This window comes from Solibacillus palustris (genome assembly GCF_022549215.1).
In the GTDB taxonomy this organism is placed as follows: domain Bacteria; phylum Bacillota; class Bacilli; order Bacillales_A; family Planococcaceae; genus Solibacillus; species Solibacillus daqui.
The window spans coordinates 469,991-487,296 of record NZ_JAKZFC010000002.1 but is presented as its reverse complement, the minus strand read 5'-3'; the positions used below and the strand labels follow the sequence as shown (position 1 = coordinate 487,296).

At 31.9% G+C, this 17,306-nt stretch carries 16 protein-coding genes; 4 read left to right on the top strand and 12 right to left on the bottom strand.

The features are described from left to right. Positions 1–90: 90 nt before the first annotated feature. The 6 genes from LZ480_RS09385 to LZ480_RS09360 all read right to left on the bottom strand — a co-directional run bounded on the left by LZ480_RS09385 (position 91) and on the right by LZ480_RS09360 (position 6,682). Positions 91–1,131, bottom strand: a complete 1,041-nt coding sequence (locus LZ480_RS09385) for a serine hydrolase domain-containing protein (protein WP_241369146.1) — start codon at positions 1,129–1,131, stop codon at positions 91–93. 378 nt (positions 1,132–1,509) lie between these two features. After that, positions 1,510–2,817: a sensor histidine kinase gene (locus tag LZ480_RS09380; protein ID WP_241369145.1), complete on the bottom strand. Its 1,308-nt coding sequence runs from the start codon at positions 2,815–2,817 to the stop codon at positions 1,510–1,512. Between the two features lie 460 nt (positions 2,818–3,277). Next, the gene (locus LZ480_RS09375) at positions 3,278–3,865 is read right to left on the bottom strand and encodes a DUF3841 domain-containing protein (RefSeq protein WP_241369144.1); all 588 of its coding nucleotides are present in this window, start codon (positions 3,863–3,865) and stop codon (positions 3,278–3,280) included. A 144-nt stretch (positions 3,866–4,009) separates the two neighbouring features. Next, complete coding sequence (locus LZ480_RS09370) at positions 4,010–4,567, bottom strand: cupin domain-containing protein (protein WP_241369143.1); 558 nt, start codon at positions 4,565–4,567, stop codon at positions 4,010–4,012. 423 nt (positions 4,568–4,990) lie between these two features. Then, positions 4,991–5,932: an oxygen-dependent tRNA uridine(34) hydroxylase TrhO gene (gene trhO / locus LZ480_RS09365; protein ID WP_241369142.1), complete on the bottom strand. Its 942-nt coding sequence runs from the start codon at positions 5,930–5,932 to the stop codon at positions 4,991–4,993. 246 nt (positions 5,933–6,178) lie between these two features. After that, positions 6,179–6,682 (bottom strand): DinB family protein, encoded by a 504-nt coding sequence (locus LZ480_RS09360; protein WP_241369141.1) that lies wholly within the window; start codon positions 6,680–6,682, stop codon positions 6,179–6,181. Positions 6,683–6,869: 187 nt separating this feature from the next. Between LZ480_RS09360 and LZ480_RS09355 the strand changes: the two genes are divergently transcribed. The 4 genes from LZ480_RS09355 (at position 6,870) to LZ480_RS09345 (ending at position 10,058) form a co-directional block, all read left to right on the top strand. Further along, positions 6,870–7,814 carry a helix-turn-helix transcriptional regulator gene (locus LZ480_RS09355; RefSeq protein WP_241369140.1) on the top strand — a complete coding sequence of 315 codons (945 nt, stop codon included), beginning with the start codon at positions 6,870–6,872 and terminating at the stop codon, positions 7,812–7,814. A 367-nt stretch (positions 7,815–8,181) separates the two neighbouring features. Further along, entirely contained in the window at positions 8,182–8,316 is a 135-nt protein-coding gene (locus tag LZ480_RS19990) for a DUF5839 family protein (protein ID WP_332844028.1), read from the top strand. A 170-nt stretch (positions 8,317–8,486) separates the two neighbouring features. Then, complete coding sequence (locus LZ480_RS09350) at positions 8,487–9,395, top strand: copper amine oxidase N-terminal domain-containing protein (protein ID WP_241369139.1); 909 nt, start codon at positions 8,487–8,489, stop codon at positions 9,393–9,395. A 246-nt stretch (positions 9,396–9,641) separates the two neighbouring features. Then, positions 9,642–10,058, top strand: coding sequence for a DUF3888 domain-containing protein (locus tag LZ480_RS09345; RefSeq protein ID WP_241369175.1), 417 nt, complete (start codon positions 9,642–9,644; stop codon positions 10,056–10,058). Between the two features lie 54 nt (positions 10,059–10,112). Here the strand turns inward: LZ480_RS09345 and LZ480_RS09340 are convergent, their stop codons facing one another. From LZ480_RS09340 to LZ480_RS09315, 6 genes are all read right to left on the bottom strand, one after another. After that, the gene (locus LZ480_RS09340) at positions 10,113–10,682 is read right to left on the bottom strand and encodes a hypothetical protein (protein ID WP_241369138.1); all 570 of its coding nucleotides are present in this window, start codon (positions 10,680–10,682) and stop codon (positions 10,113–10,115) included. 327 nt (positions 10,683–11,009) lie between these two features. Further along, positions 11,010–12,746, bottom strand: coding sequence for an ABC transporter ATP-binding protein (locus LZ480_RS09335; RefSeq protein WP_241369137.1), 1,737 nt, complete (start codon positions 12,744–12,746; stop codon positions 11,010–11,012). Continuing rightward, on the bottom strand, positions 12,743–14,506 hold the full coding sequence (locus tag LZ480_RS09330) for an ABC transporter ATP-binding protein (RefSeq protein ID WP_241369136.1): 1,764 nt from the start codon (positions 14,504–14,506) through the stop codon (positions 12,743–12,745). The genes LZ480_RS09335 and LZ480_RS09330 overlap by 4 nt, the downstream gene beginning before the upstream one ends. 114 nt (positions 14,507–14,620) lie before the next feature. Continuing rightward, a complete protein-coding gene (locus LZ480_RS09325) occupies positions 14,621–15,070 on the bottom strand; it encodes a hypothetical protein (protein WP_241369135.1) in 450 nt (149 codons plus the stop codon). A 467-nt stretch (positions 15,071–15,537) separates the two neighbouring features. Next, positions 15,538–15,978, bottom strand: coding sequence for an NUDIX hydrolase (locus tag LZ480_RS09320; RefSeq protein ID WP_241369134.1), 441 nt, complete (start codon positions 15,976–15,978; stop codon positions 15,538–15,540). Positions 15,979–16,195: 217 nt separating this feature from the next. After that, complete coding sequence (locus LZ480_RS09315) at positions 16,196–16,951, bottom strand: class I SAM-dependent methyltransferase (RefSeq protein WP_241369133.1); 756 nt, start codon at positions 16,949–16,951, stop codon at positions 16,196–16,198. Positions 16,952–17,306: the final 355 nt, after the last annotated feature.

The window sequence follows — 17,306 nt, the reverse complement described above, 5'->3', positions numbered from 1 at the left end:
AAGAAAAGAATCACTTATTCAACAATCGCGCCCGATTGTGGAATAACATATGCATTTGAGTAGCTCTGCAACACCTTTCAAACATTTATGTTATTGTATTGTTGATTTTATAGAACATTTATAAACAGTATCTCCAAAAGATTGAATGTCGCTTAGATAATCGTATCCTTCAGATGAACCATAACGGTTGAGCATTCTTACTGCTACTACGTTTTCCTCTGGAATGACGAGCAGAGCTACATTGGTGTAGCCGAGTAATTGATAGGAACCTTTTGGGACTGTATCGCCTATCTGGTTAAAACTATGGTTTGTGTCTTTTACAAACCATAAAAATCCGTTCTTCTGAATAGGAAGTGTTGGGTTAGGAGTTTGAATGGATGTAGCCATTTGAATGATTTCTCTAGGAATAATCTGTTTTCCTTCCCATTTCCCTTCTGTTAAATGAATGTAACCCAATAAAGCAAGCTCTTTTGCAGACACATACATATTCATTCCAGAACCATCTACTACATCCGTCTCAGTCCAAAAAGGGTTATCTGCATCTCGAATAACGTCTGCAATTTTTGAATGAGGCTTACTCATCCTAATCCATTCTGTCGATTGAAAGCCTAGTGGTTCAATAACTTGCGATTTAATAATTTCAGCAACAGACAGTCCCGTTGTTTTTTGGATAATCATTGTCAACAGATCAATACTTGGACCTCTATATGCCCATGATTCACCAGGTTTATATTCACTTACTAGTTTATTAACATCAATAATTTTTAGCCCATGTGTGTGAGTTAATAAGTGACGAATGGTTACCTCTTCATACGCGGACAGATGTGAATCTTCTACAAACTGTTTAACTGGATCATCAATAGAAAAGTAGCCATTGTATATAGCGTAAGCCGCAGCAAAACCGATATAAGCCTTTCTTACAGAGGCAATGTGGAATTGAGTGTCTACTTGAACATCTCGAGCGTGCTTTGCATTAGACTGTTTACCAAAATACGACTCTGTTACGATTTTGTCGTTACGGATAATAAAAATGGCACCACCACTAGCACCTAACTTTTCAGCACTTTCCATTACATGAGTACGTACATCTTCAAATAAGTTTGTGTAATCATTCTCGTTCTTTAATATCAATTTTTTCACCCTCCTTAGAAAATAAAAAATGCCCCCAATATGATTGGAGGCACTGTGCAACATTACTGTTTTTAACCATTAAGGACACCAACACAAGTTATCTCACTTATGTCACCTGTATAACTATTATAATTGTATTTTAATTTAATAATTTTAGCAATAATCAGTTTTTTATCGAAAGCAGCTGAATATACAATTAGCCGGAAAAATTTTTCAACTAGCTGGCTATTCGTCGTGCGTACCGTAACAGTGCGCTATTTTTATATTTCGGGCTTATGGACGACTTGCTCTAGACACCACTTAAAAAACTTATACTTTCTTTTCCACTAAGAAAGGCTATGGCACGTCATTTCAATTTGTACCACAACCTTTTACTATTTACTTAGTAGGGATTTTTACAATCGCTATTGTCTCTTTTTCGTTTATTGTATCAAGTGTAATCGTTCCATTGTATTTATTAATTGTTTCTTTAACAATAAACAAACCTTGTCCTCTAACTCTTCCTTTCTCTACTTTTTTCGTTGAGTAGCCTTGTTTAAAAATTTGATTTATGTCAGGTAGCTTTCGCCCAGCGTTCGTAATCGAGAACGTATAATATAACTCGTCTGCTTTACAGCTAACTGTAATATTACGTTGTTCCTCTGGCAACTCCATTGTCGCTTCTATCGCATTATCAATTATGTTCGATAATATATTGATTAAATCAATCGTTTTTATGTTATCAAATGGATTATCATCAACGGTTATCTGTATATCAATTTGTTGATTTTGACATGTTAATTTTTTTGTTTGCAGTAATATCGCTAATCCCGGGTGATCAAGATTCAATTTAATGGATTCAATTGCCTGTATGTCTTTAGACAAAGAATCGACATACTTTGTCGCTTGATCTACTTCACCTAAATGCAGAAATCCATGTAAAACTTGGATATGATTAATATAATCGTGCCTTAATGATGAGACAGAAGCAATTAACGTTTTAATTTCCTTTTGATATGTATACTCAGTAGTTCCAACTTCTTTTTGATACCACTTTTGTAAAAGGAAGAAAGAAATAATAACAATAATAACAAAAAGTCCACTGAGTACTAATAGAACAATATTACTATTAATAACTGTTTCTTTAATCCCGTCAAGTGTATCCGTACTAATATCAATGCTAAGGTAGCTAATGATTTCCCCTTCTCCATTCATAATAGGAGTCCCAACCGTTATATAATGATGACCATATTTCGTATCTTCTAGTATCTCTGTTACAAATTGCTTTCCTTCCTCATACGCTAATTTCACTTGGGCTTCCGGTACTGTACAAGCTTCACCTATTAGAAAATCATTTGGATTATCCTTGTTTTCAGGATAACCTACAATTAAAACTTTCGATGTAGTAGGATTGTCTATTTCCATAGTATAGACGTATAATACACCTAGTTTTTCTCGGGCATCATTCAAATAATGTCGTATTGTCCAATAATCTTCATCACGATTCCGTTCTTTTAAAAATCGCTCATACGTTTCCAGATCAATCGCCTTTGCAATGGATTTGGCAGCTTCAAGATTTTGGTTAGCAATCGCCTCTTCCACTGTATCTTCAATCTTTGTATAGGAAGTATACATACTTATTCCAATAAAGAATGTGACTAATACGATAGATAACACTATAATTAGCTTTAATTTAAAACTTTTCATATCAAAACAATACTTCCTTCCTATAAAATAAATATTTTGCCGCAAATTAAACAATTAAATTATTTTCCCAAAAATGAAATAGCCCATCCCACCGACTGATGAAATAAGAGCTATTTCATTTAATTTCTTTATTCTTTGTACCAATGAAAAACACTTTAATACCATTTATTCGATATAAAGGAACAAAAAACAGTATAAATGTTCTAAATCCTTTTGTCCAAAAAAACTTTTACATTACCAAATAATGTAATTATTTATTTTTTCCGCAAAGTTAATCAAATTTTTTTAGAATACTGCTAATTAATCTATTTAATTTGACAATAGATAAAGTCAAGGAAAAATCCCCTGGCTTTCACTTATTTATATCCTCAAACATGGTTGGTAACCTTTCATAAATAAAAATCTACAACAATAGCGCCCGATTGTTGATTCTAATTACCTCACCAATATAAAAAAAATGTTATTTAGCTATAAATCGTTCTAGTTTGACAATCTGATCCATTGTAATTTTTGGAGTAACACCTTGCATCCACTCATCATCAAAATTGCCTGCCCATTCTTTAGGACGGCTCGCAAGCCAATCCATATCAAATAACCTCTCCCATGTTTCTTTTATCTCATGTAATAAGTATCCACGTTTATCAAACTCATTAAATTCCATTTCATCAAAGGTAATTGGACCTTTGTTTAATATAGAATGCCACTCTTCAAACGGAGACCAAAGAATGTTCTCTTTCGGGATATCTAATTTTAAAATGACTCCTTTTGTTCCCTTTTTAAAAAGTCCCTGTTCATTGCGATTAACCCGTCGTTCCCATACCCATATTGGCGGTACCTCGCTTTTATAATTAGGAAGCCGCTTTTCCATTTGATCCATCATCCACTTATAGGCTTCTGGGCACATAGCGTATTTAAAATTCCCTGTTAAGTATCCCTGTTCTCGCATTAATTTGTAGGTTGTTAGTTTTTGTACAGTATAAACAATCATAACTTTCTCCCTCGTATGTAGTATTTTTAAATTTAATATACGCAACTCAATAATCTTCAAGTATAGCCCCCGTTATTTCAAATTGTAGCTTTAGAATAAAGTTTGATTAAAAGTATGCTATAAACTCCGATTTTAAAATAAAAGAAACCCAGGAGTTTTCAAAATTCTTGGGTTTGGTTTTTGCGTGAGGGGATAATTTCAAATCTACTGTATAGGTAATTTGAATGTTACATACAAATTACTGTCATAATTCCCCATTCCATGCTGAGTATATTCAATCTTTTGACTTACAAGATCAATTATAAGAGTTTTAGAAAAATCATTTGGAGGCACTGAAGAAAAAATCACTCTATTTGAAGCGAGGTTTTCTGCTTTTGTTAACTTTTCAATCTTTCTAATTTTTTCATTATCTTGGGTTGGCAGTTCACTTTGATTATACAATGATAAATTATTTTCGGGTGTGGCAAAAACTAAAATATGTAAAGGTTTATCGTTGAAATTATGATAACCATGCACATAGTTTGTCCATCCAAAGACAATGTCACTTTTTTTAGCTACTATCTGCTCTTTAAATGAAACATCATAAGTCAGTTCTCCTTCTAAAATTAATGCATGATCTTCTCCATAAGGATGAAAATGTGCTTCAATTCCATTGTCATCATTATTTATTTGAAAATACAGAACACGATGATTTTTACAAGGACTTTCCCAAATCTTTTTAAATTTAGTTTCCGATTTCATTAATTCTTTTAAATCTAACATATATAATCACCTCATTTATAATATTTTAAATTGGTTATTCCTACTTTAAATCATACTAACGGATGAATTATCAATCTTTTTCTAAAATCATTTTCGCCTTTGAAAATTGGTAAAACATATTATTTTTTCTAATCCCTTATTGAACTAATCTGCACCGTTAGTTTAAGTGAAAACCTTCACAATTTACAATTTTCTTTACATTTGATGTTTCACAATCTGGCCATTTCCCCTCTTCACCCTATGATTTAGTCATTTACTTTTCCCTTACAAAAGAAAAAACACCCTATGTAAGCGAGCAGACTAGTCCAATTTTGAAATGGATAGTTTGAACACTTACATAGAGTGGTTTAAGTACCTCTATATAGTTGGTTGAGGTTATAAAAGATATTTAATGTCGTTTTTTATGTTTAGAGCTTTTCATGCTTATGCTTGTAACGCCTTAATTGTTTGAGCTACTTGCTCTTCTGTTAAATTGTGACGCACGATGTAGCGATTGCGTGCATGCTTTGTACATTCGATTGTACAGCCCCCTAAATGCTTTGCTTCATTTTCTTCAGATGCTATGATTTGCTTGTTACATTCAGGGTTTGCACAGTTAATGTAACGTTCACAAGGTTCACCGTCATAGTGATCACGACCGATAATCACACGCTCTACTTGATTGATTGGCACCGTTAAACGCTCATCAAATACGTACATTTGACCGTCCCATAATTGGCCTTTCGCAACAGGGTCTTTTCCGTACGTTGCAACACCGCCATGTAATTGACCGACATCGCCAAAGCCTTCACGTTTCATCCATCCTGAAAACTTCTCACAACGAATCCCACCCGTGCAATATGTTAAAACATTTTTCCCTTCAAATAGCTCGCGGTTTTCACGTACCCATTCCGGTGTATCACGGAAGTTTTCTACATCTGGTCGAATCGCGCCACGAAAATGGCCGACATCGTATTCATACGTGTTACGCACATCTAATACTATTGTATTCTCATCTTGCATTTCAGCAAGGAATTGTTCTGGTGACAGGTAGCGACCTGTTAATTCATGCGGATTTACGTCTTCTTCTAAGCCTAAGTTTACTAACTCAGGACGTGGGCGTACGTGCATTTTTTTGAATGCATGGTCATCTGCCGCATCAATTTTGAAGACAATGCCTTCAAATAATGAGTCTGCTTGCATGTTTGCCATGTATTGCTCTGTTTGCTCAATCGTACCTGAAACAGTACCGTTAATGCCCTCATTAGCTACTAAAATACGACCTTTTAAACCGATTTCTTTACACATTGCTAAGTGCATTGCTGAAAACGCAGCTGGATCTTCAATCTTCGTGTAATGGTAATATAATAAAACTTGATAATTCATTGTTTCCACCTATCATTTCATATATTTGCAGGATATACCTGATAGTTTATCTTACGACCTATTAACCATAAAGGATAATCGTTTAATATGCTATCGGTAATAAGGCTGAAATGAGTATAAATATTGTTTTTAAAGAAATGGTGAAGTGGTTAGCGGACCTAATTTTTATTAAGAAGTGTTATTTCACAATCTGGCCCGATTGCTGAAGAAACCTTATTAGTGAAAAGCTCCATTAGCACAATATTATTAAAGTGGTGGATTTTCCACCCCAAAATGAATCCAATCTTCTTTTGGCGGACCATAAACCCCAAAAGGTTTTATTCCTGCTTGACGCATAAGAATAGTAACTTGTCCACGATGATGAACAATGTGCTTAATTAGTCCCATTAAAATTCGAGCATTCGATTCTTCCCTTCCAAATGCATTTTGCACTTGTTTCAGAGAATCATCTGTCCATTGTTGTTCAATAACTTCGGCTGCATAAGAACTTATTTTCTTAAAGGTTTCAGCGATTTCCTTTGCCGATGTAGGGACGCTCTCACCATTTTCAAAACTATCTATCTTCAACCCGAAATCTGCTAAATATTCTGGGATATTAGTCGTTAAATGCCACGCAATCCTTCCCAAAGTACGACCTTCTGGATAAACTTTTTGATTTAATGAATTATCCGTTAAACCATCCAACACTTTTTGAGTTAGCATTGCTTCCGAATTCCATTCTTTAATAAAATCTAAAATTGTTACATTCATATTTAATTCCTCCATAATCCATTCAATTGATAATTCTAAGACAGCTGCAATAACATTTTTCCAGTTACTCCCGTAGTATTTGCTAGAAATTTCTAATTATAATCATATCCTCCTTATTCTTTATCTATTTGTGATTATATATTATAATGGTGACAACTTATGTCACTGTTATTTTTTGGAGGTATGCATGTCTAAGGCAAAAAGATTAAATGAAATGATAATGATGGTTAATCGAAAGAAAAGATTTACCGTTAGGGAATTAGCTCATGAATTTGGGGTTTCAAAAAGAACCATTTTGAGAGATTTGCAAGAATTAAGTGAGATGGGTGTCCCATTATATTCTGAAGCAGGCCCTCATGGTGGTTATCAAGTCCTAAATGAAAGAATTCTCCCTCCAATTGCTTTTAGTGAAGATGAAGCTATCTCTATTTTTTTTGCGATTCATGCTTTAAGACACTACATTTCCCTTCCTTTCGATACTGAGTATGAATCTATTAAAAAGAAATTTTATTTAAATCTTTCTGGAGATATAAGAGATGCGATTGATAAAATGAAAAATCGAATTGATTTTGTATCTGTTTCCCAACAAGAAAACATCCCGTTTTTAAAGCGATTATTGGAGGCATCAATGGAACAGGAAGTACTTATAATAAAATATGAAAAAAATGGGGAAATAACTAATAGAAGTATTCAGCCAATTGGTATTTATGCAAATGGAGGAAAGTGGTATTGTCCATCTTATAGTTTTTTAAATAAGGATTATCGAGTCTTTAGATGTGATCGTATTAAATCCGTAGAACGTGATGAAAATAGTCGCCCTATAGATTTATCAAATATTTATTTAAAAAATCGTTTTAACCTTATTAATACTAAAGAATATACATACCAATTAAATGTGGAACTAACTAACAAGGGAGTGGAAATGTATAAATCGGAAAAATGGGCAAATATAGAGTTGTCTAAAAGAGATGATGGTACTGGAATTTTGAAAGGTAATATCTCAAAAAGTGATATTTACTTTTTTTGTAATTATATTATTACTTTTGGTGAAGAAGCTTTTATTAAAAGTCCATCTGAATTAATTGAATGTATGAAGGAAAAGTTAAATAATATTTTAAATCAGTATACCTGACTAAAATTTATATTATTACACTCAAATGGAACTTACATTTAAGACTAATATTAATCAAATTGTAGGTTCTGATTTTATTTAACTGAAATGTTTTTGCCTGTCCCAAAATACTTATTAAATCAGGATTATTTTACTTAATTGAATTTAACTCGGTTTATTTAGCCAGATAAATTCGACAAGGTGGGGTCGCAAGTTCGAGACTTGTCGAGACCATTATTTTTGAAAGCTCACAAAATGCTCACGAGATTTTTTCCAGTGCTTTTTCAAAAATATCCGCTAAATCGTTATCTTCATTTGGAACGAGATGAGCATACGTTTCTAACGTGATTTTCGCATTAGCGTGACCTAAACGTTCCTGCCCCGTTAGTTGAATAAAAATCCTAAATATCTACGTGAATTAAACATTCAACCAGGTGATATTGTTACTGTTGGAAAAGTAAAGTCACCTTTTTTAGTAGCAGAATTTTTCCGTGAAGAATTAAAAGACACAGGAAAACGATAAAAAAAATCGTAGCAATTTTTGGTAAAGCACCAGTAAAAAAATTAAGTAAAAATAGATGGTGAGTAGTGTAGGTTTTCTGGTGGGTTTTACTATATATTTCCTGTATTTGATGAAACTTTTACCAATTTAAAGCTACTACTACTGTGAACCACATATTAAGGAGAGATTTTATGAACATGAAAAAATATGCACCTGCAGCAGCAATGACAGCTTTATTATTTGGAAGTGTAGTAGTACCAGTCGCTTCGGCAAATGAAAATCCTACAAAAACAGAACAAAACGTTCCTCAAATTCAAATCGATCCTGTTCACATTTTCAACAATACGCACGGAACAGTTGAGAATATCAAAAATGGTGAAAATATTAAATTTTACACTGTAAAAGATGGTGATCAAACGAACATTTTAGAGATATCAAAAGATACACTAGTGTTCGGTAATACAGGTAAGAAAGCAGAACTTAAAAAGGGGGATAAAATAGTAGCTTATACATTTGCAAACAAGCCGCAAACATTAATTTATCCACCAAAATTCAATCCTGACGTTGTCATTGTCGAAACAGAGGAAGCTGGATTAGTTGAAGTTGATTACTTCTATGAAAACTTAACAAATACTTATGATATTTTAAAATTAAACATAAGTGAAAAAACTGAGCTTCTAAACGCCAAGGGGGAGAAAGTTACAGCTAAAGATTTAGCAGAGAAGCACTTAGTTGTTTTTTATACAACCTCAACAGAAAGTGTCCCTGCTCAAACAACACCTTCAAAGGTGATCATTCTTGATGATACTGAAAATACCATTGCAGCAGAAATTGAAGCCATAATCGCGGCTGATTTTTATGAGGTAGATAGAACAAAGATGGTTCCGTTACGCTTGATTGCTGAAAAACTAGGATATAAAGTTGAGCCGATAAGTAAAGGTGCCATTCTATCAAAAGGAAATTTAACTTACACTATTACACGCGGAGAAAAAATATTTGGTTTTAACAAAGCATTACGTCCACTTCCTGTAGCACCTGTATTGTTAGAAGCAAATAAAACATATGTCCCAGTTGAATTTGTTGAAGAATACTTAAAATAAGATGGGAAGGGGCTATCCCAAAAGTGATATTTCCCCATGAAATATGCATAACACAAAGTGCCGAAACGTTGATTTATAAGTGTTTCGGCACTTTTGATGTAAAAGGGAATTATTATAAGCCCCCTTTTCATCACTATACCAAGTGTATAATGTAAGCCCTCGTTAGTTGAAAAAGCACATACTTTATTCTGATAAGGTAACAATACAATTAATTAGATGAAGTCCTAAAGAGGTGTATTGAAAAAAATGAAAAGGATGTTAATCGTTTTTATACTATCCCTTGTTCTTATTACTCCTATTCAAACAACAATCGTTTCATCAGTTGGACCAACTCAGGACTCTGAAGAGCTTAGATTACAGGATATGCTAATGTTAATGCTTACCCCTTATATCGAAAAAGATTTGACTAACTATTATTATCCGAAGATTTTTAAGGATGTTTCACCACATGTAACTCCGTGGAAAATTGAATTGATTGAAACTAAAAGAAATCATTTCCGAGGCTTTGATTTGCAAATTACTTTTGAAATTGAACCAACTGATGGCGGTCATAATATTTCATTAGGGAAGGATCGAATGACTTATGAAATATCTTCTAGACCTGAGGTTAAATTGATAAATCACACGCACCTAAAGACGTATAAATATCCTCCAGAATTATAAATAGGCTTCACGTTAGTGAAACAAGAAATCCATACTTCTATCATTGTTCATTTCCTATTGTCGTATAAATAAGCTGTTTTCTTCAATAATTTCTTTGCATTTATTAAAACCGGTTATCGTCTTAGAATAAATAGGGAACGACAAATCATAATTCCCTATTATTACTGAATCCAGAGAAGGAAAGAAAAAATCTGCGAAGTATAGTTCAGTTACTGAGAGTTTCGTTAAAAAGACAAGGGCTTCCACATCTCCTATTTTATAAATACCCTTACTGTGGGAAAACAATTTTCGAAAGAGATTCGCCTCCGACCGATTTAAGCAACTTAATTTATATTTGAATGCTTCTTTACTCAATCCTTTTTTATAAATGTGTACATACACTTCACTCTCTTTTAGATGAAAAAGTTGCGTAAAAGTATCCAAGAAATTTGCACCATACTTTAAATTATGATTTTCTCCCAATAACTCAGATGCCTCTTCTTCAGTAAGAATACGATTGAATACGTCCATAATACCGATATGATTGTATAACTCACTTGGCTTTTCAAGAAGGTAAGTGTTAAATCTTTTATATTTTGAATGTAGGATATTGATTTCTTCGTTTGTAGCCAATGTTAATTTCATAATTTACCTCGATTGTTTGCTTGTACTAACATTATTTTATCATCTTGTTTAACTAAACTGCACCGTTAATTCCATAAAGAAAAAAGAGCCGCGTAAGCAACTCAATGAACTTCAAAGAAGCACCCGTTAGTTGGATAAGGATGTTTATTAATTGATTTTTCAATTAAAAAAGACGCGTTTCTGTATAAACGCGTCCGATTGTTAAAGATCATATTTCATTTAAAGCCCATGTTAGTTGAAGTTTAGCAACGATTAAAAATGCAGATTATACCCTAGACTTTCAAAAAAAGACCTAGCTCACGTAAAATTCTAAGGCCTATAATTTTTTTATTGATATATTAAAGAATTATTATCTTTCATTTCATTCATCACTAATTCATAATATAATGATTTATTATTTAATAACTCTGAATGACAACCTTGTTCTACAATTTCCCCCTTATCGATAACAAATATAATGTCTGAATCTTTAATAGTAGAGAGTCGATGAGCAATAATAATTGTAGTTTTATTATCTCTAATTATTGCAAGATTTTTATGAATGATTTTTTCTGTATTTACATCTAATGCCGATGTAGACTCGTCTAAAATTAATACCTCTGGATCTCTAATTAAGGCACGAACTAATGCTAACCTTTGTTTTTCACCGCCTGAAATAGTTATTCCACGCTCCCCTAGTGAACTATCATACTTATCCGGCAATTTCTGGATAAAATTATCAATACACATTGCTTTGGCTAAATTTATTATTTGATTATCAGTAATTCGATTATACCCCAGTAATAAGTTATCTCTTATAGTACCTGGAAATATGTATGGATCTTGAAAAACAATACTAACTTTCGATTTCCATGTATCATTAGAAATATCATTAATATTGATATTATTTGCCATTATACTTCCCTCTTCAACCTCATATAAGCTTTCAAGTAAACTTCCAATAGTTGATTTCCCACTACCACTAAGTCCAACAAAAGCTATTTTCTTACCGATTGGTATATCTATAGAAAAATTTTTTAATATGAATTTTCCCCCTAAATTATAACGAAAAGAGATATTATTAGTTGTTAATGACTCAATTGAGGAAATTGTTTTAGTATTATCTGTTCGCTTTGGTTTTGTACTAAACCAATTGCTAATATTTTCAACTGAAGCCATCTTACCTGAAAATGAAAATACTAAATTGTATACTTTTACAAACGAGTGGAGCAGTTCTAATGTCAGTTGGTAGATCACAACTAATAATCCAATTGACATTCCCCCCTTAAATACAAGGTATCCCCCATAACCAATTACAATTAGCTGTGCAATGGAAGTTATAGATTCTAATGAAAACACCATTTTTATCTTTAACTTCCCTTCCATCATTATACATTTAAAATATTGAATAAAACGGTTTTGATATCTTGCTTTTTCCCAATCCCCACGATTATTTGCGATCACATCACGAGTAGATGTTATGCATTCTTCCAATACAATTAGTAGTGAAGATTTTTTATTTTGAATATCTTTCGAAACTTTTTTTTGCTCATTGGATAACTTTTTTCCAGTTTTAATATAGAAAAGAGATAAAATAAGAATAGAAAAGAAAAGGATAGGAGAAGCCTTTAAAAATAAAACACATATAATAATGGTACTTACTAAGTGCTTTATAATATCCGTAATATCTTCACCTATTAATCTTGCTACAATTGGTATTTCATTTGTAAAAAAATGTACATATCGAGCATTTCTTTCTTTCTGAATTATATTTATTGGCGTACTATATAAAGTTGATAAGCCTTGCTCAACTAATTGATATTTAATACGACCATGAATTTTACTTTGAATATATGGATTAACAACAAATAACACTATGAATATTAAATAGCATAATGCAATTAATAGAACATATTTTAAAATTTCACCAAAATTTGATCCCATAATTATTTGATCAATAATATATTGTTGCAAGGTGATTGAATAAACAAAGCTTATGGATTCAATGATTAATAAAATAATAGAAGTGAAATAGAAGAACTTTTGATTTTTAATATAATTCCAAATCCAATGCATATTCTTCATACGAGCCCAGCTTCTTTCGTTTGTATAATAAATTTCTTATAAAGCCCATTCTTTGCTAGTAACTGCTCATGTGGACCAGATTCTGCAATTATGCCATTATCAAGTACGTATATTCGATCATAATCTCGAATAGTACTTAATCTGTGAGCAATGGTTATTACGGTCTTATCTATTAGAAAACGATCTAAAGATTTTTGTATATGTTTTTCAGTTATATTATCTAAAGCAGAGGTTGGTTCATCCATAATTACTATAGATGGATTCATTAGAAACAGTCTTGCCAAGCCCACTCGTTGTTTGAGTCCACCTGATAATGTATCCCCTTTTTCATCAACTTTCGTATTATATTGATCCGGTAATTCCATAATATAGTCATGTAAATAAGCTGCCTTTGATGCCTCAATTAACTCTTCTTCTGTTGCGCTTGGATTTCCAAATAAAATATTCTCTTTTATAGTAGATCCAAAAATATAAACATCTTGAAAGACAATTCCAATTGATCGTCTAATCGTCTCCAAACTCAGTGAGTTAATAAGATTGCTATCTATGGAAATTTCCCCATTATTACTGTCATAAAAACGTATCATTAACTTTGCAATTGTAGATTTTCCACATCCTGACTCTCCAACAAATGCTATTTTTTCCCCAGACTTAATATTAAAACTTAAATTTTTTAATATAGGATTATTAGGAGTATAACTAAAGGATACATTTTCGAAATTAATATTTCCTTCTACCTTATTTAAATGTATAGCACCTTCCTTTTCAGTAATTGTTGGTTCAAAGTGGGCAAATTCATAAAGTTTACTCGCTTGAAACATGAGCATCTTTTGTTCCGTTAAAAGAGTAATTACTGATGTTAATTTATGCATCGTAGCTAAATATAGTAGTAAAAATGAAACAAACTCACCTGCTGTTATAGTTTCTTCACTTATTAAAAAACATCCAAATATTATAAGAATAATCGCTCCAAAATAATAAGTAAAACGTCGAATCGATCCTCTTAAATATGCATACCAATACCGCTTCGAATATAAATTTGTGTTGTTCTTTACCTCTTTTAATGTTTTATTTAAATCCCATTCAAAGCTATTAAACACATTCAGTTCTTTGAGTAAAGAGACACTTTCATAATACTTTTGTCCTAAATTCACTTGACTATCTGCTAGTTTTTGTCCAATATTAGAAGCCTTCTTTTCAATCCTTGGGCCAAATAAATAGTACAGAGATATACAAGGTATTATTGAAATACTTAAATAAAGACTAATATCTAACATGAGATAAATAGAGATAGTAACAAATAAAACATGTTGTATCATTTCAGGGAAATATCTTCTATATAGCTCTTGTAAAGCTGCAACTTCAGTGTTTACTAACGCAAGTATTGTCCCTGTAGAGTTTTTCTCAAGATAACTGGCACCAAGAACTCGTAATTTTGTTACAATACTCCACTGCAAATCTCTCACACTATTTTCTTGGATGTAACGTTGCAAATATTCTTTTGAAGCTGTAGCGATTAATTTTAGTAGTAATACTAAAAAAATTGCACATAGGCAATAAACAAATAAATTTATATTCTTATTTTTTAAAACATCGTCAATAAAATATCCAAACATTTTGGGAATTATTAGTTCACTTACAGAGATTACTACTCCGCAAATGATTAATAGGAAAACCTTCATTAAATATGGCTTTAAAAAGGAAACAACCCAAATATAAACCTTAAACAAACTTACTTCTATTGAACTTTTATTTATCATTCTATCCCTCTTTTTAATCTAATTTAAATCAATACTCTGCAGTTCATCTTTGATTTGGGAACGTTTATTAAGTTTATTTTATAAATCCTTGTTGCACTAACGCACTCTGTCAGTTTAATCAACCAAAATTCTTTCAGAATGAACTTGTATATCCTCATCATTTAAATTGGTGATATTAATTTTATAAGTACCTGGACTAATGGAACCGTATAGATTGCCGTCAGATTTATTTTTCCCCTTTGAACCTTCCAAAATATTATAAATTCCCGTATCTATAAACGAACCTTTATAATCCAATTTTAAAAGACGATATTCAATTTTTGCTTTTAACCGTTTTGATTCTGAAGTTGTACTTTGTTTAATTTTATCCAATTTCAGCTCATCGACATATTCAGTTATTACAAATTCCTCTGTACTTGCAGAAGTTTCAATATTATTTAAATCCCAAGTTATATTATTGTCTTTGGTTTCATTCTCAGCAGCTATTGAATTTGTTAATCCCATAGATAGTAAAAAAAGAACTAGTATTAACATATAACTAATTATCCCTATATTTTTTCTCATATTTTCGTCTCCTTTCAAGATAGAAATTTAAAATGCATTTTTAGCATTTGGAAATTCATGTATGTTAATTAATTATTACATAATCACATTTACCATTTCTATACAAAAAAACAAAAAGACCCCAAATCGTCCTTTGGTAACATTTCATTGAGATTCTATTTATATGTTCGATCCATTCAGAACAAGTGAATCGAACAGTCCTGTTTAAATATAATTTTTCGCACAGTCTCAAAGCGTTATTCTCTTTAAAAAACAGCGACAAACACTGTTAAATTAGTGTTTGTCGCTGTTGGAAATGTTCCCTAGCTTACATTTGGGAACGTTATTGAGTAATTAGTAAGTACTAATATTTATATTAATACAGTTCATTCTATAGATTATTTTCTAAGTTTCATAAAGATACTGTTATGACTAATTATTATAGCAGGCCATTAAATTAAAGAAATAACTGTTTCAGATTAATCACTTTAAATGTAGCCAACCTTTTCAAGTAACTTTAAAGTTGTATAATTTAGATTAGGAAGTTTGTCTAAAGAGAAATATTTTAATGCGTTGCTTTCTTCATTTTTCTTAATAGTACCAGTTACACTTGTAGTTTTATAAATCGCAGTTGCATTGTAAATTTCATCCCCATGAGGGAACTTATAATATAATTCTTTTCCAGATGCTAATCCAACTAATATCAATTCTTGAGCGATTAATCCTGTTTCTTCAAATAATTCTTTTTGAGCGGTTTCTTCAAAACTATCTCCAATTTCCATTCCGCCACCAGGAAGCCCCCAATCATTTGTATCTGAACGTAATTGTAATAATATTTCATTCTTTTCATTCAAAACAATAATTGCAGACCCTGGTGCAATTATTGGTCTTGTACCAATGTGTTGTCGTAAAGATTTAATATAATTCATTATGTTCCTTCTTTCTTAAAAAATTTACTAAAGTTTAGCATAAGTTATTTTGGTCACATTTCTTAACTTAGCGTTGTAAATCCCCAAAATTTTGAAGGTACCCCTTGTTGCACTAAACTGCCCCGTTAATTCAATAAGAAAAAATGAGGTACATATGCACCTCAATGATCTTCAAGTAAAGCCCTGTTAGTTGAATAAATATATAGGGATAATTTTTTTAATGCTTTTTGGATGCTTTTATTATAAAAGTTGCAGGTACTAATTCTGCTTTTTGAGTTGAGTACCATCTTGAAGGATTATCCGAAGATTCGTCTTCAGGTAGCATAACATCGTCTATGACTTTTTCAATTGTGAAACCAGATTCGATTAAAGTATTAATATATGTACTTAATTTTCTATGATATATTACAACATTATTATGCCACGCTTCGTTGTATTCGGGACCTTCTACATTGTAAGATTTATTGAAGGTAAACGATGACTGTTCATATTTCAAACGGTCGTGAATAGGGTGTTCCCAACTAAAGATAAAAATCCCACCTGGCTTTAAATAGTTATGGATATTTAACAATGTACGTTGTAAATCAACAGTCCACCCTAATGCATAAATAGAATAAGCAATATCGAAGTAATTGCTTGGTAATCCTGGATTTTCCTCCATTGGAGACTCAAATAATGATACTTTGACTTGTTGATTACGCAGCAATTTATTAGCTGTTTCTACTTGTTTTGTTGAAAGGTCTAATCCCCACAGTTCATTTGCTCCATGGTTACCCATATATTGTAACGAGTGCCCACTACCACACCCAATATCTAATACCTTTTGATTTGAAATATTACCAAATAATTTAAGTTGTTCTTCGCTCAAAGAAAAGGGACCATATTCTGGAAGAGCAGTTCTTCCAAAAAAACGTTCTGCTGATTTCTCCCAGCTTTCCTTATTGATGTTCAAAAAATCGGTATTTACGTCCATTAATTCCACTTCCTTTATATACTTTTAACTATTAATTCTACGAAATAGAATATAACTCCTTCTTGAAGTAAACTGCCTCGTTAGTTGAATAAGAAAAAAGAGCTGCATTTGCAACTCAATGATCTTCAAGTAAAGCCCCCGTTAGTTCAAAATGTAGCTTTAGAATAAAGTTTGATTAAACGTATGCTATAAACATCGATTTTAAAAAAGAAAAGAAACCCACGAGTTTTCAAAATTCGTGGGTTTGATTTTTGAGTGAGGGAATAATTCCACATCTATTGTATAGGTAATTTGAACGTTATAAATAACCTGTTTTATACTGAATATATTCTATCTTATGACTTTCAAGATCAAT